Origin of the sequence: uncultured Amnibacterium sp., assembly GCF_964244015.1 — a bacterium.
Classification (GTDB): Bacteria; Actinomycetota; Actinomycetes; order Actinomycetales; family Microbacteriaceae; genus Amnibacterium.
Genome location: NZ_CAXTHO010000001.1, coordinates 18,340 through 40,617, shown reverse-complemented (window position 1 = coordinate 40,617; position 22,278 = coordinate 18,340). Strand labels below are relative to the sequence as shown.

Genomic DNA, 22,278 nt, shown 5'->3' with positions numbered 1-22,278 from the left:
GCTTCCCATCGGATCGTCGGGGCAAGGGGCAAGGGGCAAGCGGCGGATCGTCGATGTGGAGAGCCAGGGACGCACGTCTAGGGAAGCCACATCCAGATGTCTCCGCCGCCGTGCGCGTCGATGTGCCGCTCGGTTCCCCGGTACTCGTGTTCCCGCTCAGCGACCGGTCTGAGCTCTGCGCGATGGGCGCCCGCGGCGACGCGGAGGCGATCGTTCTGAAGGTCGATGTCAGCGGACCAGCTCTCTCGATTGTCACGAGCAGCATCGAGGGCTGCGCACTCTCTCGCAGCCCCGGCGTCGAAGGTAAGCACGAAGGAACTCCCTGAGGAGACCACCTTCACTATCCGCGTAACCTGCCCGGCGCCGAGAGGGACGGCGACGGCCCTCCGCGGCTCGCCCGACCAGGTGACGGTGACTGCCGACGGCTCGCCGCCGACCGGGCGCGTTAAGTGAAAGGCCCCGAATTCGAGAACGTTGCCGTCGCTGCCGAGGCACCGCCACGTCGAGCCGTCCAGGGGGTCGCGTGCGACGAAGTCGCCGCGCGCCGCCTCCTCTACCAATAATCGCCGCCCGCCGTCGACGACTACGAAAAACGGTGTCGCGGTGCGGTTTGACCCGTGCGGGGTGGCGTATCCGACCTGGAGCTCGTGCGAGGTCGTCTGCTCGATCGCGGTGACCTCGACGCGCTCACCGCGACCGACGGAGAATTGCACGGAAGACGCCGCACGCCGGAACCGGGCGACCACCTCGTTCAGCACCGAACCGTCGTCTGCACGGATCAGCCAGGTCGATCCATCCGCGAGAACCTGGCGGGTCACCGCGAGGCCGGCGCTGACCTGCTCCCAGCGCTCCTTCTTCTTGAACGCGTAGAAGCCCCGCGGTTCCGCGAAGGTCAGCACGTCGTAAAGCCCGTCGTTCTGGGCCCTCAGGGCAGACTCGATGACAGAAGCGTCGGCATACCAACCCGGCACCCACACGTTGCGGCCCCGAACCCAGGATGCGACCTGGCCCGGCTGGAGCGACGCATCGGCAGCAACGAGGGCGGCGACGACCTCCTGAGCAGCGGGCCACCGGCCACCGGGAGCGGGGAGTTCGAAACCTCGCCGCGTGAAGGACAACTCGTCGTTGATCGCCGCCATCGCTCGCTCGACGGCCTCGCCGGAGCCCGCCATCTGAAGCCTGCCCCCGGGCCGCCGCACGATCCCCACACCAAACTGCTTGCGGAAACGCGACAACTTCTCGTCAGTGATGCTACGCCGTGCAGAAGCCGGCAGCTCGGCGTCGACGATCCCCTGGACGCCCAGCGGTCGCAGCCAGCGGGTGGTCGACCAGAGGCGCCAGATGTTCGCTTCGCTATCCGGGTCGCCACGGACGGAGGCCAAAAGATCGTCACGCTCGGCACCCGTGAGCGCGACGCGAGGCTCGAACCGCAGCCTGCGTCCACCTTGCGACGAGAACAGGTGCGGATAGCGGGTCACGAGCCGCTCGATCTTCCCCTCGCGCCATGCGCCCGTCCTCCGCGCCCCGAGGTTAAATCCGACGGAGAGCTGCACACGCGCGCCCTCTTCCATCGCGATCCCTGCCTCGTCAATCAGCGTGCGCGGCACGAGGATGCCGGGGCGCACGGGGCTGGACGGAAGGTCGAGGTGGGCGAGCACCGACTCCGTGCCCTGGTAGTTGCGGAACACCCGACTAGTGAGGGTCGCCGGGACACCGCGCTGACCCGTCATCTGCTCGGCGACAAAGCCCGCCAGGGTCGGCACGACGGCCTGCCCCTGCCCCTGTACCGGCACTGCGACAAGATCGAGCTCCGCCCCGATTGGCAGGCTGTCGGCGTCCGCGCGGAGGGCCGCGTCGGCCATAGGTTCGAACGAGATGACTTCGTCGCCAACGATTCCTCCTGCGCCGTCGATGCGTCGCAGGACGACTCCGCGTCCGAGGTGCGTCCGCACCTCGGAAGTCACGGCGACTCGGACCCTGGCGCCCGGTTCGAGGTCGTCCACCATCGCCGGGCGCGCTATCACGCGGACGGCGACCCCGTCTGCGGTGGACTGGTATCCGGTCACAAGGGCGCGAGCCGCGATACCGTCAGCGATTCGACCCCCTTCGAGTATGAACGAGAGCTCGACCATCGGATCGTCTTGCGGCCGGGATTCCAGTTCGACGTTGTCGAAGGCCTCAATCTCCGGGTTCTCAAGCTCGCGGATCGGCACCGGAGTGAGGTGCAACTCTTCTTCCGGGATCTCTGCGACCCCCAGCACGACATCGCCGGCGAGGTCCCACTCGACCTCGTCTGCGCCATCCGTCCCGTCCCCGGAATCGGACGCTCCCTCAAAATCCGCCGACCCGGCCGGAGTCGTCGTTCCGACTGAGGTCGAGGTCGAGGTCGAGGTCGAGGTCGAGGTCGAGGTCGAGGTCGAGGTCGAGTAGACCAGCGGGTCACCGGGCGCGCCAGGCTCCTGCTCGGCGACCTCCCTGCGACCAGGTAGCTGAAGGCCATCGGAGAGTTTCGTCACAGTCAAGCGCGGCCCCAGGGACCAGTTATCGAAGTCGAGGAGCGCTCCCACCGGGAATCGTTCGCGCGCCGTCCGGAACGGGTCGATCGGAGTCTCGACGGCCTCGACGCGAGCGCGGAGGATGAGGTCGAGCTCGTCGAGTTCGCCCTCCGCTGCCCACGCGCGCACGGCGACGATCCCGAACGCCTGACCCACGGCGGAGACCCAACCGCGCGTCGTCGGCCGAAGTCGCCCGAGCGCGATCACGTCGCCCGTGGGCTGCACGAGGTGAAGCGGTGACACGGCCAGCGGCGCGATGGCTCCGGTCGTGGGTTCCCAGACGACCTTGCCGTCCTCGAGCGAGCGACGTGAGTAACGCAGACCTGGGAGCGCGCGGGACACTGCCGCGCGCGCGCGTTCGAGCAGTCTCAGATCGAGGGCGCGGTCCGCCTCGTGAGCCATCCCAGGCGCGAGCGACTCGATGAGCTTCAGCGCCTTCTGTCGAGCCCTCTCTAGCGCCGGAAGATCGATCCACCACTGACGTGCCCAGCGCTCGGGATCGGACTGTGCCCTCCATTCCGCGAAAATCCGCACCATGAGCTCTAGGTCGTCGTCACACCCCTCGGCGAACGCCTCGTGGCAGCGGCGGGCGTGCACCGCCCATTCGTCCGGCCACGACTTCTCAGTCGCGAGGATCCCGCCAGGGCCCGCTAAAGGAGAAGTCAGGACGACGAGCGCTGTCGCTACCTCGGGCACGCATGCCAACCGGTCGGCGAACATGAGCGCCGTCGCTTGGTCGGCGGGGAGCCGGGACCTCGCCAGCTCCGCGCCACGCGCGCTCAGGCTCTCACCCCCGGCGGTGAGGGCTCCCGCCGCCTGCAATGCCGCGAGCGCGCGTGCACGCTCACGCGTGAATCCCGCCGCGACCTCCTGACCCTGCGCGTCGCGCGAGATGTCCTCGGACGCGAAATCCACTGGGAAGTCGAGGTTCCGTGGGTCCTCACCGGCAGCGAAGAGCTTGAGCATCATGCTCTCGAGGTTCACCTGCGTCGACCCAGCCGGGGTGTCTCTCGGCATCGCCCGGAACTGAGCGAGGGTGTAGAGCGGAAACACCCAACCATGCGTCTTGCGCCCCACGCGGCCCCAGCGCTGCCTGACGCCGGACTGGCTGTGCGGCACGCATGCCCCGTAGGAGGTGACGTGATCGGGATCCCACCTCGACTGTTGAACGAGTCCGCCGTCGATTACGTAGCGAAGATCTGAAATGGTGAGCGACGTCTCGGCGATATTGCTAGCGATGACTACTTTGCGACGACCTGGGGGCACGGAACCCACCGCGAGTTCCTGCTCGACGGGCGGGGTCGCGCGCATCAACCAGTAGACGTCAACGTTCTCGCCGAACTTCTCGTTCTCGAGGCGTGCGATCAGGTCGGCACGCGCCGCCTGCACGGAGTTGAACGTTGGAAGAAAGATAAGGATCCCGCCCTCGTTCGTCGTTCGCAGCAAGTCGAGGGCTAGGTCCACCGCCACCGGCTCGATGCGCTTAGGCCACTCGGGTGCGGTGCGCCGCAGGCTGGCGATCGCGTCGCGCGTCCGTTCACGGAGGCTGCGACCGCCTTCCTCGAGGTTCGGCGCGTCCGGCCACCCGGGAAGGACGAATCCGCTCGAGTCGTCCGTAACATGCATACCCCCGGCGAGCACGGTCTCGTCGAACTCGACGTCTGCGAAGAGCGGCACGCCGTAGCCGACGGTCTTCGGCGCCTCCGCGCTGAACGCGGCCACGCGCACCGTCGGGACCTTCGAGAAGAACGACATGAAGTACCCGCGCTCGATCGTCGCGGACGCGATGATGACCCGGAGGTGCGGGTACCGCGGCAGCTGCGCCGCCAGGATTGTGAGGATGCCGTCAATGTTGCCGCTACGTTCGTGCGCCTCGTCGACAACAACCACTGAAAATCGCGCGAGGTCGCCGTTAACGAGCCAGTTGATCACCGTGCCGTCCGTGGCATAGATCAGGTTGCAGGCGTCGTCCCACACCTTCTGTCCCTCGCACTGGTACCCAACCGGATGCCCTGGACCGATGTGCTGACGGCACTGCTTGGGATCGTGGCCGAAGCACATCGTCTCGCCCACGAAAGCCGCGATGTCCTTCGTGGCTCGCACGCGCGGCTCAGTGACAACGATCGGTCCGGTGTCGAGGGGGCGGTACGCCGCGCCATCGGGCGGGTTCATGAGACGAAAGGGCGCAAGCGTCGATTTCCCCGTCCCTGTTCCAGCCTCGAGCACGACGACTTGGTTCTCAGCCATGAGCTCGATCAGGCGGAGGACGTCCGCGTCGGTGAGCCCGAGCTCGAATTGTGCGAGGTTGACACGCTCGGTACGTTTCCGATGCACGCGCGGCAGAGGGCCGAGTCCCCCCAACGGACCTGTCGGCCCCACGCTTGGATCGGCTGAGTCCGCAGCCTCCCCGATCGCGGCCACATCTATGTAGGCGACTGGAAACGCCCTTATCTCCCTGCGGTGCCGACGTCGACACTCCGGGCAACGATCGGACCGGGACTGGCCGCGTTCGCGGAGTCGCCTGGCGTGCTCCTCGGAGTATTCGAACTGCTCCTGCCGCTGGGCGTCTCCGGCTCGCTTAGGCAGCTTGCCCTGCGCGATCCGTATATTTCGACAGTCCTTGCAAAGGGCACTCCAGGTGGAGAGCTCCGACTCACTCACGACTTGAAGTTCGCCCACGGTGTCCCCTCGTGGAACCGGTCCTTGCCGCGCACAACGCCGGCGAAGTAGTGCGGGACAACGCACACCGATACCCTGTTGTCCATTAAATGATCGACCAGCGCGCGGTAGAAGCCGGTGACCGCCGCCTCCAGCCCGGTCTGGAATAAGTGGAGGATCAGCGGCTCGTCCCCGAGTCGCTCTAGCTGATCGCGGGTTGCGACGTAGACGATTTCGTCGGTGTCCGCTCGCGGCCTCGGCAGGCTGATCTCGCGGTTACGCAGCCAGGCACCGTCGATCGTCGCGTCCATCGAGAAGTGCCGCACGGACAGCAGGGTGAACCGGAGCACACGGCCCTCGTCGGGCACCGTCGAGAAAAGCTCAACCGAGTGGAGGGGGAATCGGCGCGCGCTCGATCCGTCGATGTACGTCACCGGAACTGTTTGTGGCCGTCGGCCCGGCTCGCCTGCCGCGAACTGCCGGAATGCCTCCGTGAGGGCGCGGTTTTGAATGCCGCTCGGGCGAAGCGGTGGAGGCTCCGGTCCCTCTACGTGGCAGCTCCACCGCTCCAGCTGTGTGAGGAAGCGTTCATAGGTCGCCGCGGTGCGGCTTGCTCGCGGGTCGGCCGCGCGCCACGCCTCTCGCGGCGGGCTGGCTGCGCCGTCGAAGGCTGGCGCAGGGGTCCGGCCCTGCGCGAACGGCCACTCGAGCTGGATCGAGAACTCGGAGGGCGTGCCGTCGATCGGCGCGCCCGCAGACCAGGCGGCGTAGGCGATGCGTTCCAGCTCGCCCGTGATCTGACGGTATTTCACGAGGGCGGTCCGGTCGCCGACCTGCGCATTCTCCATGGCACGTTCGGCGCCCTCTCGGTGTGTGAGAAGGTTTCGCGCGCGCTCCCAATCGTCAGGTTCCAGCCGGACGAAACCGACCGCCATCTCCCGGCTCACGCGCGGCCGAGCCTCGCCGCGACGATGTTGCGCTCGATGCGGGCGTCGAATTCGGACTGTCGGGCGGGCGCGCGTAGTACTGCCTCGGGGTGGGGCCCGACCACCGCATCCTGCGGGACGATGACGCGAGCCGGCGCATCGTGGACTCGCTCGAGTTCCGCGAGGAGGTCGACGTCGGGTGGCGCGACGTGAGCACGAGGTAGGACCACGATCCGGCCGTCACTCTCCGAACCCGAACTCCACGGGAGCGCTCCCGCGGGATACCCCTCGATGAGTACCGCACCTGACTCGTCGAGGACGGTCCAGCTGACACCGTGTCGGGTGTCCTCGAACACTCGCTCGCTTTCACCGTCGTCACCAGCGGCACCGTCCCGGGCATCCAGGCGCCTTAGGAAGGTCTCGAACACGAGTGCCGCCCGCATTAGGGCGTACTCGAATCCCGAACCCCTCCGCCGAGGATCGGTCTCACCGCTCAGGATGGACCCGAGACGATTCGGCGCCGCGACCGCCACGAGGAAGTCCAGCGCCTCCGGTGTCCATACCGGGGCGAGCACGGAGTAGCAGAGGCGCTCAACCGTTAGCAGTCCACCGTCGATCAGGAACTGCGCGCGGTACCGCAGCGAGTCCGGCATCGGCGTGACCTTCCAGAAGAGCTGGCGCGACTCAGATGGCGAGATGCTGACTCCGCCGGGCATCTCTGCTCCAAGCTCGATGCCAACGGTGCGCCCGTAGCGCCGCAGGGACGCGGGCACGCCCCGCTCAGGATGCTCCGAAAAGTCGATCTCCATGGTGCCACCCGACTGGAATGCATCGCAGAGGATGAGCGCCGCAAGCGCCCGGACCCCCTCGAATGTTGCGACGTGCGGCACATCGCTTGTGAGCCAGTGCACGACCGAAGAGCCGTCGAAGCGAGCGTCGTACCGGACTGCCGCGAGGCCGATGACGACGTTCTGCGACGCAAGCTGGAACGGCCGCAGGTCGTACGACTTCGGCGTGATGCCGGGCACGACAAACTCCGACTGGTACCTCGCAGAGACCTCCCTCATCCCGTCGAGTCCGACCTGCCAGCCCGGTCCCGTTTCTTCGGAGAGGGACTGCATGAACTCACCGAGACTGCGATCGAGGGGGCGGCCCTGACGGAGTGCAGGTATCTCGTCGAGGTGCCAGCGCAGGACCCAACCAGCCTTCCAGCCGAAGTCGACGTCGTCCGTGACCGCGAGGCACGCGAGCGAGCGATCATCTACATAGGTCAGCGGGATGAGGCCGTCTGGTGCCTCCATGGCCGACTGCGCGAGCGCCGACGCTGCCGCCGCGAGCGTCGTTGGACCGTCGTCTTCCGACGGACGATAGAGGCGGTCGGGCAGTACATCGGCGCGGTCCCAGATCTCCCACAATTCGGGTGGCGCGGAAGCAGCAAGCAGCAGCCAGTGTTCCTTCATGACACCTCCGCTTTGCACTTCGGAAGCGGTAGTATATGAGTTTCCATGCCGCAGACGAGGTCCCCCCATGGCCTGTATTAAGCCTCCAGCGCAGCTCACGTCGCCGCAAGCGCCCGTGGGCCCTACACGCGCCCCGACTAAGCCGGTTCAAGACGCTCCCCCGACGGTCGACCCTATTCAATTCGAGGGCAGGCTGGATGAGAAGGGGGGCAAGCTTGTCGGTCTTCACCACGTCCCGCTCGATAAATTGATCATGCACGTGCGAAACCCTGAGGCGCACAAGTACGACGCGAGAGAGGTGGCCGTCGACGTCAGGACGGGGACGGTCCGCGCCGAACTCCACATCACGAAGGACGGCAAGGATTACTCCAAACGCGGCACTCACACTTTCACGAACCCGGCTCTAAGTCGCATTGAGGCGCAGGCCGAGCTTGTGAGCGCCTACAACGACCCAAATAGAACGCAGAGCGGTAACGCGATAATCGGCGTGTCGCAGTCGGGGACGACCTACAAGATTGTCGTCACGAAAGGCGCGATACACGGATGGCCGCTCGCTCCCAACTTGGCGCCGCCCCCGTCACGGCAGGACGACGTGTGACGTAGCGTCCGGTTGCGCTCAAGGCGCGTTTGGATTGAGACAGGTCACAATTGAAGATCGCGGTGGATACGCGCGAGCAACTCGGCCTCCGTAGCATGCGCCGTACCGATTACGGCGTTACCTAATTCTGCGACGCGATCCAAATCCACTTCGGCGCCGCGCCGGACCAGATAGTCTCTATTCACCCGCATCAGAAGGAGTTCAAGCCGATCTGCGCGATTTTGTCTGGCTCCAAGAAATCGGCGCCCTAAATCCGCCAGAACCGACACGGCTGTAACAATTGCTAGCACGACCCCTATCCAGACGAGGTCTAGCCCGAGTCGTGCAACAGCCGGAATGACGGCCAATGCTCCGCCCGCCGTGAAAAGGCCGAGCATCACGACTGCGAGTACTCGAGTGAGGCGCCCGATGATAGGTGTCCGCGCTCAGTCGAGCGATGCCATAAAGCTCCCTATCCAGCGAGGTCTCGATCGGGAAAGTATCAGACCGCTGGTCTCCAACATCGAAGATTCGGAGCGGCTCGAAGACGGCGAGCGGTACACAGCGCCCACCGCTCCCAATGCTGACTGAGTGTGCCACGCGACATCGGCTCGTGACCCACGCTTGCGCGGACTGCAGTGGAGATGTTGGGGCAGTGCGCCGTTCAACTGACTGAGCGACTTCGAGTATCGCCTCCAAGGCGACCGCGGTCAGCCCCGAGGGTCGGGATGCAACCTCGTCGTACTTACGCTATGGATGCGTTAAGGCGAGAGGGGTGCCGGTGGCGCCAACAGGTCAGACCGGTCAACTCGGGGTATCCCTCTTCTCAGTGATGGTCGCACGCCTCGGGTGGCTGCCTCGCGAACAATTCGTGCACGACTGGGGCATCGATGTCCACGTCGAGCGCACTGAGGGCAGTCGTCCCACAGGAGAGCTGATCGCCGTCCAGGTCAAAGGTGGTCCGAGCTTCTTCCGCCCGCGCGGTCCAGGCGGCTGGTGGTTCTCGTTCGACGAGCCGCACGCCTCCTACTGGTTGCAGCACGCGCTGCCAGTGATCGTCGTGCTCGTCGACATCGAGACTGAGAAGGCGTACTGGCAGGAGATCTCACTTCGGACTGTTGACCGCACCACGAAGCGGTGGCGGGTACTCGTACCGAGAGCCCAGCCGGTTGACCAGGCACTTCCCGACTGGGGCGCGATGCTGGAGCGCCGCGTGCGCGAACACGCGGTGCTGTTCAACGCGGCACTCGATCGTCTTCCGCCCTCCTGCGCAACCCATCTCGAAGCGCTCCAGGAGCTTGACTCAATCCGCGCGGGGCATCTGGCCCAACGGTTAACAGGACCTAACCCGTCGGCGGCGGTCGACCAAGTGTTGGCCAGCTCAGAGTGGCTCGCGGCTGCGGGACGGCACGGGCCACTTGCCGTCGCGAACTTCTGTGCTGAACACGGACTTCACGCCGCCCAGGCTCGCGCGCTGGAGATCGCGGCAAACGTTGATGAGTCTCGTGCAGCTCGACACCTCGCGGTTGCAGCGATGGCGGACCCGGACCGAGATCGCGCGGCCAAACTGCTCGCGGATGCTCGAGCGCGTGATTCCAAAGAAGCTGCGGTCGCAATCGCGGCGACCGTCGTGGGCTGGACGGGCGGAGGCAGCGGATCGGACGAGGACGATCCGGTACTCGATCAGCTCGGGTCGGACAAGGCAGATGTCCTCGTCCACGCACTGCGCGCTACCCGAGCGCTTCGTAAGCATGATTGGGCGGCTGCCATTCCGCCGCTGCAGTCTGCGCTCGAGATCGAACCCGCGTCGTCCGGGCACATGATTGAACTCGCGGTCGCCCTCGCCAACCGAAGTCGAACACCAGCCGGCTCCGTAACCGACCTCAGCGCCGCCGAGCACTACGCGCGCGAGGCAATTCATCAACGACGCAAGTGGGGTGGCTCAACCCGCGACCCGCTCGAGATCCTGGTTCGGGTGCTGGGTATGCAGACGCGGCTCGACGAAGCGCTCAGAGCATGCCTTCCTGCCCCGGAAGGAGAGGCGACCGCCGCTGAGGTCGCAGACCCGTTCATCGCGCACCTCGCAGCTTTCACCGCGAAACGACTTGACCGAAGTGAGCAGGCAGTCCGCGCCATCCTTGGCCGAATTCAGCCTGCAGCAGCAAGACAGGACGCGCTCGATGAGTTCGCGTCCGAAGCGGCGGGAGACGAAGAGCGCCGCGCGGTGCTGCGCCGCGCCATCGAGCGGCCAGACGCGGCGGCATTCGCGGGCTTATTCGTGCAACGCGTCTTCGAACTCGCGCTCCTCGGTGATGACGCGTCCGCCGAGTTCGACCGACTTCGGAACGCGTCAGTCCCGGCCGACTACAAAGCGCTGATCGGTGTGGTGGCTCGACATGCGCGGGAACCAGCTGTGATCGACCAGGAGCTCCGCCGTCTTTCAGCGCGAGACCCGCTTGCAGCTCACATCCTCATCGACGCAATGGCTGAAAACGGCGACCGTGCTGGCGCCGCGGCACTGGCACGGCGCTCGTTCGAGCGGCTACACGACGTCAGCTTCCTCGACCTAGAAGTGCGGTTCGCATTCGCCGCCGCTGACATGTCGAACGTTCGACGTCTGCTTGAGGAGGGACTTGCCTCCGGTCTGCTGAGCGGCCTGCAACTCCTGCAGTACAGAGTGCAGCTTGGCGAGGTGCTCGCAGCTGGCAATGACTACCGAGGAGCCCTGCGCCAGTTCGAAGCCGTGCTCGAGTACCCGGAGGAGTCGTGGCCCGACTCCGCGCTGTGGAACGCGCTCGTCTGCGCCGGCAAGCTCGAGGACTGGCCACGTGCGCGCACAGTGATCGACCGTTTCCCGAAGGTCCCTGTCTCGGTGGGCGAGGCCACGGTCTGGGTTAACGTCCACGTGCTCACTGGCTGGAGTGCCGAGACCGCCATTTCGGCAATCGAGCTCGCGAAGCGACTCGAGGGCGAGGAACCCGAGCTCGCGCAGCACATTGCGCAGACCCTCATTGGCCAGACCCGGGGCGAGGACCCGGCTACAGACGAAGTCAGCATCGACACGGAGGACGATGACGACGAAGTAGATACGCCCGACCTTCGCGTCCAAGTCCCGGGGCAGGTGCACGCGGACGCGTTCGCGATCTTGGCAAGGGCTGCGAGCAGGTCTGGCAGTGGCATCGAACTGCTGACGACAGTTGACCTTCAGGCCAGCCCTCTTGCAGAGCGCCTACGCACCGCGAGCACGAGCGATCATGCGGACGCCGTTCGTCGACTCGGAGACCAAGTAGCCGGCGGTGTTCTGCCGTTGGGCATGCTTGCCACCACGCTGCGCGAGCCGTACGGGTTGACGCTGGCACGACGGATCCTGGGTGTTCGATTCGGCTCCGCCGCCGATGGGGAAGTACACGCGAGCGAGGTGGAGGCGGCGGCCACTGCTCGTGGCGGCGGCGTCGTAATCGACTCCTCCGTGCTCGACCTCCTTCCCGATCTCGATGCGGCGACCGATGCGCTCAACGAATTCGCCCGCGTTGCCCAGCCGGTTTCTGCGAAGCGGGACCTTGCTGTGTCGGCAGTCGCTGCTCGAGCCGATACCGCTTCAGTTGGGCGTCTCAGTTGGGATGCAATGGGCGAACGCCCAATTCTGCGACCCTCCGATCCGGCTCAGCAGATCGCCGTACTCGAGCGGGCGAACCGGATGCTTCGGATCGCGGAATCAGTCGAGGTAGCTCCGGTTGATGTCGCGGACCGGATCGTCAATCTGGATCTCAACGATGACGCAGCGCCCTGGTTGGACCCAATTGACCTCGCACACCAGCTCGGACTCCCCCTCTGGAGTGATGACGCCGCTCAGCGTAGGCTCGCCTCCGCATTCGGCGTCGCAACCTTCGGCACGGTGAATCTGCAGGAAGCTGCTCGGCTTCAACCGCTCAAGTCGCCAGACGTGACCGCGGACGAAGTGGCTCGGATCGCTCGAGAGCAGGAAGACGCTGTGGTCAAGCTCGCTCGGAGCGGCGTGGCCGAGCAGCCAGTGACCATCGACGTGATGATCGAAGACATCGTGCTGAATCGCGGGGAACCTTCGTTGGTCTCTTCAGCGCTCGCTCGTCCCGCATGGTGGGCCGGCAATCACGCTCTAGGGGACTGGTTCTCGATCATGGAGCGCGTCATCCAATTAGGCGGGTCTGTAGACACCTTCCAGGAGATGGCGATGATGGGCGCAGCCAGACGTTTTCACGCCGCGCCCGCCATTGCTGCACGGGTGCTCGCCCTCATGGCAGCACGAGGCCGTGCACCGCTGTTGACCGCAATTGACATCGAGATCGGGTTCCGCGTGGCGCGTAGATGCGCCGAGCTGCGCGACGTCGAGGACCCGGTCGAGCATCTCGAGTGGGCGGTACGGGTCATGGCCCACACCACAGGAGCCGAGACGGACCTTGATGACCTGATCATCGCGGCAACCGCGCGCCTTGAGTCGGCAAACACCTAAGACCCGCCTTCATCCGACCGCGAGGGCCGCGCCTTCATTGAGGCTTACGGTGGAGGTCGATCTCGACGGCCCCTGCGACAGAAACATGTGGGCGGAAGCAGCGCCCCGCCAGTTGATCTCGGCCCATCGCTCTCGGTCTCCTTCACCCGTGGGGGTTCGAGCGATAGGCGCTCAACCATCGAGCTCTGCATCTCGCCGCCGATGACAGGTTCAGTTCAGCGGGCGAAGCAGATGGGCACGGACGTGCTTATGAAGGAAGGGTTCTTGGCGCAAGACGACGTGGACAGAGCGATCGTCAGCGCTCCGTAGGTTTTACCGATAGTCGGGAGATCGCAGAAGAGGCTGCGGACCAGGAAGAACCCTGATTTCTCGGTTTATCGGCATCGCAAGAGTTCGCGGCGTGTCGCAGCAAATTGTGGGGTCTTTGCGGGGCTCGAGCTAGGCAAAGTGTCTGATCGGCGGTCGCCTTGCGCGAGCGACTCAGCGGTTCTGCCGCCCAGTTAAACGACCAGTGGCCCGCGACCGATGAGCCGCGGGCCACTGGTAGGTCCAAGGTCAGTGCGCGGCGGCGTACGCCTGCTGGACATTGCCGGGAATGCGGCCGCGGCTCGATACCTCGAAGCCGTTCTTAGAAGCCCACTCGCGGACGTTCTTGAGATCGCTCTTGGCAGCCGAAGCGGTGCGCGCCGTCGGCCGGCTCTTAGAGGACGCAGCGTCCGCCTTGCGGGCGGCCGAGACGTACTTGCTCAGAGCGCCGCGGAACTCTTCCGCGTGCTCGGTGTTGAGGTCGATCGCGAAGCTGACGCCGTCGAGAGCGAACTGCACGCTCTCCCCCGCGCCGTCCTCGATGGGCTCGTTCGTGAGGTCATCAACGAGCTGGACAATGTACTTCTGGGCCATGGGTTTCCTTCGGCTGGGTAGGTCAACAAAGACAATGGGAATAGTGTTGCAAGTTCTCGCATCAATTGCAAATAAGCAATCCTGTGGCCGCTTGCTCTTATCGCTTTCTCAGCTATCGGCGACCCAACGAGGGCAATCGGCTCGCTGTGTTCGCTCAGAACCCGGGAAAGGACAAGAGTCCGTCGTGGGGGTGCTGCACCATTTCGGGTACCGCGACTGACTCCTCCACGAACTCGCACTCTCTGCATCCAAGGGCCGCCTGCGCATTGCCTACGTCCAGAGCGTCGAGCCTTCCGAGACAGCGCGGGCAGCGATACCGGGCGAGGTTGTCCATGGAACCATCCTGCTCTCGACGTGGAGATCGCCGTGCGACTTATCCACAGGCGGAGCCCCAGACGCCGTCCGACGCGGCGATCAGGGACACGCCGCTGGTGCCGTTCCTGGAACCAAGGGCAGGCGGCCGCGGCGCGCCGTGAGGTAGTCACGCAGACCATTGCTGCGCCCTAGCGTGCAGCTCATCGCCTACACCAAGGAGCCGTGATGAAGCGTCCCCTCGCTGTCCTGACGACCGCCGCCCTCGCCGGGCTCCTGGTGCTCGCGCCTGGACTCGCCGCACACGCCGACTCCGGCGCAACCTCGGAGATCGAGAACGCGTCCGCGTCCTGGCGGGACAACACCCTGACGGCTCAGTACGACTGGGACGCCATCGGCAGCGCCGATGAGGACACGTACCCCGCGAGCGGGAAGTTCGAGACGCTCGTCGACGGCGTTGTCGTCGACACGGTCAACGCGGGCGCGTACGACTCCGATAGCGACTACGTCGTCCGGGTGCCGCGCGCCAAGAGCGCTGGCCCAGCGGCGGTCTCGATCGCGGTGACGTCCTGCGCGCTCGACAGCACCTTCACCGCACTCCCCTGTATGACGAGCACCGACTTCACGAAGACCGTGACGCAGGTCCTCACTCCCCCGACGGGCAAGTCGTCTGCCCTCGCGCTTCTCGGCAAGCTGAAGGTCAAGGCCGAGTCGCACAGCTCGAGCTACAAGCGGACGAAGTTCGAGCTCTGGATCGACGCCAACGGGGACCACGAGAACACCCGCGCGGAGGTGCTGAAGAGCGAGTCGAAGACGAAGGTCACGGAGAACACCCGGCACACCGTGAAGAAGGGCACATGGACCTCGCCCTACGACGGCACGGCGACCACCGTGGCGAGCAAGCTCGACATCGACCACCTCGTGCCGGTCGAGGAAGCATGGACGTCCGGCGCCTACGGCTGGAGCGCCAAGGAGCGCGAGGCGAATGCGAACGACCTTGGGTACGGCGCGTCCCTCACCGCCGTGACAACGCACGCCAACCGGTCCAAGGGCGATCGAGAGCCGAACGCCTACCTCCCGACCCTCACCTCGTATCGCTGCACCTACGTCCGCAACTGGATCGCGGTGAAGTACCGCTGGAAGCTCGCGGTCAACACGGCCGAGAAGTCAGCGCTCACCACCGACATCGCGACCTACTGCGCATCCAACGACTGGGTGAAGACCCCGGGCACACCGAACGTCAAGGCCCTCGTGCCGAAGCCGAAGCCGAAGCCGAAGCTCCCCGCCGGTGGCTCCGGATCAGGATCAGGATCAGGATCATTTGCAAATGCGACCGCGTCACCGGTGTGGTCTTCGCTTAAACATGGACGCAGTTACACGGAGCAGCGAGCGCAGCCACCCGCAATAAAATAACTATTACTGCGTGGCAATGTTAGGACCGCTACCGACCCCGCTTGTAGCGAATCGTGAGATAGGCGAAGACGACGCACTGAATCGCCGCGAGGAAGAGTATAATCGTAAACACCGACCCCGGAGCGGGCACAGGCGGATTAGGAACGCAGAACCCCAGATCCGTACAACGAGCTGTTCGCGGGGACAATTGCGCGCCAGAGAAACCTCGGAGAGCAAGGATCCCTACCCAGGCCAGCGGCCAACCCAGTATTCCCACAACCTTGTCCACCCTGGTCCACCGAGTCGAACGAACCAGACAGACCACGCCAATCACCCAGGCCACGACAGGTAGCACGAAAGATGCGAACGTAACCAAAATAACGGTGACTGCTGCGCCGAGTGGCCGATCTGCAAAATTCGACCGAGTCCGACCGTCCACGGTGACAGGCTTGCCTTGTGCAAGGGTTGCCTCGCGCGTCTCTCCGTTGATCACTGAACCGGTCCCCTTGCGTTGAGCAGCGACATCGCGTACGACACTAGGGGTGACGCGATCACCAGTGCAAGACGCATCTGGGAGGCCGTCCAGACTTCCGTCGCACGCGGAGCTGAAGGATGGTCTGTATCTGCGGAGTGCCGCTAGATCCGCATGACATTGGGGGAATGTTATCAGCTTCAAGCCCGAGACCAAAGCAATCCGATTCAACTTCGAAGTGCAACTACACGAGGGCAGAACCGCCCGTCTTGACTTTGGCAGTACAACTCCGAACGCGTCGTGCACAGTCGAGATGCCGACTTCGGTGCTTGCTCTTATTTTCGAACAGGCCAATGCGGTACCTCTTCGACCAGAAGCTCGAAGCGATATCAATGCGCCGTCGACAACCGAGCTCTCTTCAGGGACTATCAACGAGGCGCGCTTGACAGAGCGCGAGCGCGAAGTGGCGAAGCTCCTAGCGCAAGGACTAACAAATAAGCAGATAAGCGCCGAGCTGAAAATCGCTCTCGGCACAACAAAGCGTCACTTGAGTAACATCTTTCAGAAGACAGGTCAACTTTCGCGCACACAACTTGCTCTCCTGCTGACAACGCCCCGCGTCGAAGTTCAATAATCTTCGACGCGGGGCGTTCTTCTGTCAGTCGAGACTAAAAGTCACCTTCGTAGTACCGCCGCTAGTGAGGCTCATCGATAGAAAAACGGTGTCTGACGACACTGCAGTCGTGACACGCATCTTCCATGTTGTGCCGGCGCTTCCCGAGGGGGTCGCCTGCTTCACGTAATCGGAGTTCACTGGCGTGTCGCACCCATACGGAAAAGTACAACTGTCCGCGGGGCTGCTGCCCTTGCTCGATAGATAGCTATATCCCCCACGCGGAACATAGTAGCCCACAAGGAACGACATTGTGACGTTGCCATTGCTCCCCTGAACCTTGCAGCCGCTATACACGATATAGTCCGGATAGCCGGTGCCTGAACAGCCAGTCTTAGATGACGACTGAGGGGTCACTACGCCCGTGCGCATAGCGTTTGAAGTCGGCGCTTGGACGACCTTGGCGGGCACCTCTTCCGTAGTTACGGCGACGGAACCATCCGCGAAAGTCAGCTTCGTCGTTACGAGGGTCGGCGTCTTTGTTGTCACCTCGGAGGTTGGCTTCGCGCCGGGCGTCTCCGACTCAACTCGCTTCCCGCTCTCGACGCGAGCAACGAGTGCGCCCCGAATGCTTGGGGACACTCCCTGAGCGGTCCAAAATTTGCTCAACTTCGCCACATGCGCCGCCTCGCCAGTTGGAGCGTCGGCTTGCGCTGCTCCCGGGGCCACCGCAACGAGCGCAGCAGTCAGGACCGAAGCAGTGACGATCGACCTCTTCATCTTTGACATAAAACGAGTAGACATTAGTTTCTCTTTTCTAAGTAGTGTTCAGTGGAAAAGTTCACGGCGCCGTGAACTTGCTTGAAGCGGACGTGTCTCCAACTGTCAGTTGGAGGAAACCAGTACCAGTGGATCCCAAAACAGAGTAGTTGAAGCGGTACTTGAGAAAGGCTTTTGCGGACGCCGTCTCGTATTGGCGCCAGCTATCGAAGATCGGGTCCGTGCACTGACCAGGCGCGCACTGCTGGTACGAGTTTTTTCCCTTATTCTCGATGAGGTCGTATCCGCCCTGTACATACGTGAAGCTCGTTTGAAAGCCGACTGTGATGGCCGCATTATTACCCGAGACGTAGCAATTTGAGTAAGTGATGTGACCCGATGTGCCCCCTGTCGAGCAGCCAGAAATGGCCATCGGCTTAACCCTCGAACTCGTTCCGGCGTAGGTCGGCAGAGGGGCTTGGACCTGCGAAACGGAGACCGAGCCATCGGCATAGGTCGACGTGGTGACGACGTAATCTCCGACACGCTTGGTCACGTCGGTGGACGAGGATTTACCAGTCACTGCATCTGGCATTTGTCCCGCGTCATAGGCCTTGAGGAGACTTGCGCGGGTATTTGCCTTCACGCCGTGATCCGTCCAGAACGACTGAAACTTATCGCGCAACGACGGTGTCGTCGCGTTAGCACTCAGGTTCGGGGCGAGCACCAGCACTGTGGCGAGGGCAACTGTGATGGCGACTGGGCGGGATTTCAATCTATGAAAGCGATTCATAGCGGAACATTGGCGGTCCGCGCGGACAGTCGGCAATGGTTCGGAGGTCGTACAACCCAGGCTTCCGCGGGTGGGACCCATCCGCGGCGTGGCTCAATGGATTGCCTGCTCCGGCCTGTTCTCCGCATTCGTTTTACGTACGGTTGGATACCGCTCCGCGAACGTGATCGCGTTGAGTCCACCGTGCCCGCCCCTTGCCCGTTGAGTCCAGGCTGCGCGTCACGAGGTAGAGGCGCTTATGCGCCGCAGCCCCCGGTCTAGGCCCGGGGTGCACCTCGTGGCCGAGTACGCAACGCGGCGGCAGCGCCTTCCTCACGACCCGTTCGTAGCGCCACACTGAACGGTATGGCTGACGGACATGAAGCGACCCCGGTGGAAGGCGCGATACGCGAGGACGCGGGGGCGAAGGAGCTGTACCACGACTGCAAGTGGTACCCATACCGGCGCGTGAGCTGGATGGCCCAAATCAAGATCGACGGCTCCTGGATTCCATACGGGACAGTGCCGGTGGTTCCGTCCACGAGCGACTCGATGGAAGAGGTCGCCCGCCTGCTGCAACCAGGCGACATCATTCGGGTCAATCGACATCGCGGCACACTCTGATGGCTGCGCCGGTAAGCACCGAGCCCACTCCGGCAGAATCGACTTGGATCGAGGCAGACGCGCAGTCGCGAACGGCCGCGAAATGGGTCATCACGACGCTCGCAGCTTTGGGAGTTGGCCTCTTCGGGGCAGCGCCCGCGATCAAGGGCCTTACGCTGTCGTGGACGAGTGACTGGTTTCAACTCACGGTCGCCGGCGTACTGGGCACCATTGGGCTCGTTTCCCTCACGCTTCTCATCCTGGTGATTGGGCGGGTCCTTCTGCCTGTGACCACGAGCCTTACGTCATTGTCGACGGAGACGGTTTCGAAAGCGAACAGCCCGACCACGAGCATGCTCCCAGAGGGCGTGACAACCCTTGCCGAATTCGTTACTCGGCTCAAAGGCTGGCCTGAGATCATCGCGTCGCTGCAGGCAAGTTTGGAGGACGCAGAAAAGTCCGTCCCGCCGAAACCACGAGCCTCGGACCTGAAGCAGGATCTCGCGACGGCGAAACAATCGCAGATCGCTGACCGGAGTTTCGCGCAGCAACTAGTCGAGTACGACGCGCTGGCACAAATTCAAGGCCGATATCTCCGACCTTGGGGGCACAGCTGGCTCGTGCCGCTTCTCGTCTTCGCAGGGTCGATCGGATCTTTCGGATTTCTGCTCGCCCTATCGCAGCCTGCAGCGAGCACAAGCACTGCCACCACTTCCTCGACCTACGGCTACCTCACTGAGATTTCGACAAGTAAGGTGTCTACCGAATACTGGGCAGCACTTCGTCTCGACAACTGCGCCGCCCAAGACGGCACCGTGCCTGTCTTGGTTGTGTCCGATTCGGGTGACACACAGATGGTTCAGACGATGCCGTCGACGACGTGCGTTGAGCAACAGTTCGCCGTACGGCCGGCAGTTGCGCTGATCACAGAGCCAGTCTCGACCGTGATGGCGACGGTTAAGCCCAGTGACGCTCCCTAGCCCTGCTCCGCTCGATCACTCTTCACGGGCGTCCGCGCTGCATACGAGCCATCTACCGATCGATGTCTACTCAAGGCGCAACAACGTTTCCGCCAGCATCGCGTGCGAGTGATTCAAGAGGACCAGTTATGCACGCATGAACATCCCCCGGGGCTGCCTCACCGCGATCACCATCCGGGCCTGCCCCCGGAACTGACGGCTTGCGGCCGCTTCTTCACGGTGGGAGCCTGCCGCGCGACGGCCCCTCTGACCGCCTCTTCGATTGCAACGACGCACGGAGGCACCAATGTCATACTCACCACCCGCACCGCCGGTCGCTCCTGAATCGGACTGGCCGCTCCCTCAACCATTGGCTGACCCAGCCAGCACGCCGCTTCAGGCCAACGCGAACATCCAGGGCAATGTGCTCGCCGGGTTCAACAAGGACCAGCAAGTGCTGCTGTTCGTCTCGTTCCCGACCGCAGACATCGAGCGCGAGTGGCTGAAGGGGCTGCTCCCCCGGATCGCGCACAACGACCAAGTCGCTGGGTTCAACGTGCGTTTCAGCGCGCGCCGGCGACAGAGCGGCTCAGACCCGGCGGACATGCTCGCGGTCTGGACGAACGTGTCCTTCACCGCGGCTGGCATCGCCCAGCTTGACGAAGCCGCGGTCGATTCGATCCGGTCACGCACGGCACTGGACGCTGGGCTCCAGCACTGGCTGGACGGCGCCGCCCACCCAGACGTGCTTGCAGCCGTCGGCGACGACGGACCCGCGAACACCCCGGACAACTGGCTGTTCGGCCACGACAGCGATCAGATCCACGCCGTGGTCTGCGTGGCCGCGGACCGGGTCCAGGATCTCGACCTCGAGCTCGCCCGGCACCGCGAGTCGGCCGCCACGCTCGGCTACCGGATCGTGTTTGAGCAATCCGGGGCGACCCTGCCCGGCGCCGCGGCAGGGCACGAGCACTTCGGCTTCAAAGACGGCATCTCCCAGCCCGGCGTCACCGGCTTCGATGAATCCGACCCCGTTCACACCGAGCAGGTGAAGGGGAAGCTCGGCACCGATCTCGTCGCGCCAGGCGACTTTGTCCTCGGCTACCAGCGCGACCCGCTCAACGGGGCGGACGCACCGGTGGTCGTGCCGCGGTGGATGTGGGACGGCAGCTTCCTCGTTACCCGAAGACTCGCGCAGGATGTGGCCGGCTTCTGGTCCAACGTCGAGGAGCAGTACAAGACCCTCCCCGAAGGCGCGCTCCGCAACGACCCCGGCACCGGCATTCCTTCCTCCGACGCGTTTGCGGCGCGCCTCGTCGGGCGGTGGCGCAGCGGCACCCCCACCGACCGGGAGCCCGTCGCCGATGTCCGATCCGCACAGGACCCGGCACACGACAACGACTTCGACTTCGCCGGCGACCCAAACGGCGACACGACCCCCGCGGTCGCCCACATCCGCAAGGTCTACCCACGCAGCGGAGCAGCAAAGGCTCCGATCACGGTCACCGAGGACGATACGAAAGTCCACCGGATCATCCGCCGCGGCATCCCGTACGGGCTCCCGTTTGCGCCCACCGGTGGGCGCGGCGAGGGTGTCGACGCCGAACGCGGACTGTTGTTCCAGTGCTACCAAGCCAGCCTGCACGACCAGTTCGTCTTCCTGCAGCAAGCCTGGGTCAACAACCCGGGCTTCCCCGCACCCGACACCGGTGACGACCCCGTCATCGGCAAGGACAGCGACATCACCATCCGCGGCGGCGGACAGACTGCCACGGCGCACTTCGCGCAGTGGGTACACACCCGCGGGTCACTGTTCAGCTTCACGCCGTCGATCGCGACCTTGACCTCTCTCGCAGTAGGAACCCCGCTTTCCGATGTGTAGGCGGCTCAGTGGCGTCAAGATCGCCCAACCCATACGGGAAGTCCCCGGCAATCGATCCGTTCAGGGCGTCTAACGATGAGTGTGCTCGCCATCGCGACCGGACGCGCGGCCGCGTGGAAAGCGACGGTGGGACCGCAGACCATCGATGCGCTCACGGCATCCGACACAACTCAGGAGACGGCCGGCAGGCTCCGCAGCGCCGGAATCAGCGTTTCCGGAACGCCAGGCACGAGCGAGACCACGGCCTCACTCGGCGAACAGACGCTCAACGTGCTCGGCGCGCTCACCAGATGGCTCCCAACCGAGATCCTCGCGGGCTACGCCGGGCTTGTGACCGCACTGCAGCCACACGATGCCACCGGTTCCAGCGCGGCGGTCGTGAGCATGCCGGCTTGGCTCATCTCGCTTGCAGCAACCGTCGCGCTCACCATCGCGGCCGTTCTTCTCGACACGACAGGCGACACGTCATCGCGCGTCCTACGGATTGCTCGCAAGACGATCTTGGCGGTGATCGCGTTCGCGCTCTGGAGCTATACCATCCCGTATTCCGCGTGGGCGCTCCTCCCCCATCCGCTCAACCCATCCGCCAATCCGATTGCGCTGTTCGCACTGCTGATTGTCACCGCCCTGTTCACCGCAGCGGCCCAGCGGATCGATCCACCAGATACGACGGCATGACGCCAGGACCTTCGGTCTCGAATCAGACAGAAAAAAAGTCACACCTGATGTAGACGGGAGATCGACGACGAGCCCCTGTCCCAGATGGGGAATACTCCGATCGAAAGCTAATCGACGGTTGCGGCACAGTCCTTGCTACAGCCGTCCTGTCGAATATGCGCCGTGGCGATGGATGCCTGAGCAAATCGACCGCTTCGCCCCGGATTTGCTCAACCCGGGGCGATAAGACCATCAGCGAATAGAGCCGCCAGCTGTTCGAAGACGTCGTCGT

At 64.3% G+C, this 22,278-nt stretch carries 14 protein-coding genes; 8 read left to right on the top strand and 6 right to left on the bottom strand.

Annotation, left to right across the window (positions count from 1 at the left end):
- Positions 1-77 precede the first annotated feature (77 nt).
- The 3 genes from ACFE67_RS00180 to ACFE67_RS00170 all read right to left on the bottom strand — a co-directional run bounded on the left by ACFE67_RS00180 (position 78) and on the right by ACFE67_RS00170 (position 7,599).
- Positions 78-4,889: a DEAD/DEAH box helicase gene (locus tag ACFE67_RS00180; RefSeq protein ID WP_375404849.1), complete on the bottom strand. Its 4,812-nt coding sequence runs from the start codon at positions 4,887-4,889 to the stop codon at positions 78-80.
- A 323-nt stretch (positions 4,890-5,212) separates the two neighbouring features.
- Positions 5,213-6,160, bottom strand: a complete 948-nt coding sequence (locus ACFE67_RS00175) for a hypothetical protein (protein ID WP_375404848.1) — start codon at positions 6,158-6,160, stop codon at positions 5,213-5,215.
- Positions 6,157-7,599: a hypothetical protein gene (locus ACFE67_RS00170; RefSeq protein WP_375404847.1), complete on the bottom strand. Its 1,443-nt coding sequence runs from the start codon at positions 7,597-7,599 to the stop codon at positions 6,157-6,159. The genes ACFE67_RS00175 and ACFE67_RS00170 overlap by 4 nt, the downstream gene beginning before the upstream one ends.
- 253 nt (positions 7,600-7,852) lie before the next feature.
- On the opposite strand from ACFE67_RS00170, the gene ACFE67_RS00165 reads away from it, so the two are divergent.
- Complete coding sequence (locus ACFE67_RS00165) at positions 7,853-8,197, top strand: hypothetical protein (protein WP_375404846.1); 345 nt, start codon at positions 7,853-7,855, stop codon at positions 8,195-8,197.
- Between the two features lie 44 nt (positions 8,198-8,241).
- Here ACFE67_RS00165 and ACFE67_RS00160 read toward each other — a convergent pair whose 3' ends face one another.
- The gene (locus tag ACFE67_RS00160; protein ID WP_375404845.1) at positions 8,242-8,577 is read right to left on the bottom strand and encodes a hypothetical protein; all 336 of its coding nucleotides are present in this window, start codon (positions 8,575-8,577) and stop codon (positions 8,242-8,244) included.
- A gap of 374 nt (positions 8,578-8,951) precedes the next feature.
- On the opposite strand from ACFE67_RS00160, the gene ACFE67_RS00155 reads away from it, so the two are divergent.
- The gene (locus tag ACFE67_RS00155) at positions 8,952-12,665 is read left to right on the top strand and encodes a DUF4365 domain-containing protein (RefSeq protein WP_375404844.1); all 3,714 of its coding nucleotides are present in this window, start codon (positions 8,952-8,954) and stop codon (positions 12,663-12,665) included.
- 555 nt (positions 12,666-13,220) lie between these two features.
- Here ACFE67_RS00155 and ACFE67_RS00150 read toward each other — a convergent pair.
- Complete coding sequence (locus ACFE67_RS00150) at positions 13,221-13,565, bottom strand: Lsr2 family protein (RefSeq protein WP_375404843.1); 345 nt, start codon at positions 13,563-13,565, stop codon at positions 13,221-13,223.
- A gap of 540 nt (positions 13,566-14,105) precedes the next feature.
- Here ACFE67_RS00150 and ACFE67_RS00145 point away from each other — a divergent pair.
- Together ACFE67_RS00145 and ACFE67_RS00140 are read left to right on the top strand one after the other, a co-directional pair.
- Positions 14,106-15,290 (top strand): HNH endonuclease family protein, encoded by a 1,185-nt coding sequence (locus ACFE67_RS00145; RefSeq protein WP_375404842.1) that lies wholly within the window; start codon positions 14,106-14,108, stop codon positions 15,288-15,290.
- Positions 15,291-16,054: 764 nt separating this feature from the next.
- Complete coding sequence (locus ACFE67_RS00140) at positions 16,055-16,375, top strand: helix-turn-helix transcriptional regulator (protein WP_375404841.1); 321 nt, start codon at positions 16,055-16,057, stop codon at positions 16,373-16,375.
- An 820-nt stretch (positions 16,376-17,195) separates the two neighbouring features.
- Here ACFE67_RS00140 and ACFE67_RS00135 read toward each other — a convergent pair.
- Positions 17,196-17,846 carry a hypothetical protein gene (locus tag ACFE67_RS00135; protein WP_375404840.1) on the bottom strand — a complete coding sequence of 217 codons (651 nt, stop codon included), beginning with the start codon at positions 17,844-17,846 and terminating at the stop codon, positions 17,196-17,198.
- Between the two features lie 405 nt (positions 17,847-18,251).
- Here ACFE67_RS00135 and ACFE67_RS00130 point away from each other — a divergent pair, with 405 nt between their 5' ends.
- The 4 genes from ACFE67_RS00130 (at position 18,252) to ACFE67_RS00115 (ending at position 22,007) form a co-directional block, all read left to right on the top strand.
- Positions 18,252-18,509 carry a hypothetical protein gene (locus tag ACFE67_RS00130; RefSeq protein WP_375404839.1) on the top strand — a complete coding sequence of 86 codons (258 nt, stop codon included), beginning with the start codon at positions 18,252-18,254 and terminating at the stop codon, positions 18,507-18,509.
- Positions 18,509-19,468 carry a hypothetical protein gene (locus tag ACFE67_RS00125; RefSeq protein WP_375404838.1) on the top strand — a complete coding sequence of 320 codons (960 nt, stop codon included), beginning with the start codon at positions 18,509-18,511 and terminating at the stop codon, positions 19,466-19,468. Before ACFE67_RS00130 ends, ACFE67_RS00125 begins: the two co-directional genes overlap by 1 nt.
- 349 nt (positions 19,469-19,817) lie before the next feature.
- A complete protein-coding gene (locus tag ACFE67_RS00120) occupies positions 19,818-21,329 on the top strand; it encodes a Dyp-type peroxidase (RefSeq protein ID WP_375404837.1) in 1,512 nt (503 codons plus the stop codon).
- Positions 21,330-21,410: 81 nt separating this feature from the next.
- Positions 21,411-22,007 carry a hypothetical protein gene (locus ACFE67_RS00115; RefSeq protein WP_375404836.1) on the top strand — a complete coding sequence of 199 codons (597 nt, stop codon included), beginning with the start codon at positions 21,411-21,413 and terminating at the stop codon, positions 22,005-22,007.
- The last annotated feature ends 271 nt before the right edge of the window (positions 22,008-22,278 follow it).